Genomic DNA, 256 nt, shown 5'->3' with positions numbered 1-256 from the left:
ACATACGACACAGACACATCATATGCCAAAGGCGCATCAAAAACAGCATGAGCAGTCACCGATAAATTTACGCTCATGGGCATTGAGTATCGGTGATTATACTCATCAAGTCGTTGAATTATTGCTTAATAGCAAACGTCATCCAGAGCAAGCTTATCGCACCTGTTTAGGGGTATTAAGTTTAGCTAAAACGTATTCAAAAGAACGCCTCGAGCGAGCATGTTACCGAGCAATTTGCATGAATACGACCACACAC

General features: G+C 42.2%; 1 pseudogene. It reads left to right on the top strand.

The features are described 5' to 3' along the window. Window positions 1-22 precede the first annotated feature (22 nt). Window positions 23-256 (top strand): annotated as a pseudogene (locus AAEY79_RS15595) (BTB/POZ domain-containing protein); the annotation flags it as partial.

The organism is Psychrobacter sp. GW64-MNA-CIBAN-0177 (genome assembly GCF_040309585.1).
Taxonomy (GTDB): Bacteria; Pseudomonadota; Gammaproteobacteria; order Pseudomonadales; family Moraxellaceae; genus Psychrobacter; species Psychrobacter okhotskensis.
Note: the sequence above shows the minus strand (reverse complement) of the source record. Positions and strands in the feature narration are given on the sequence as shown.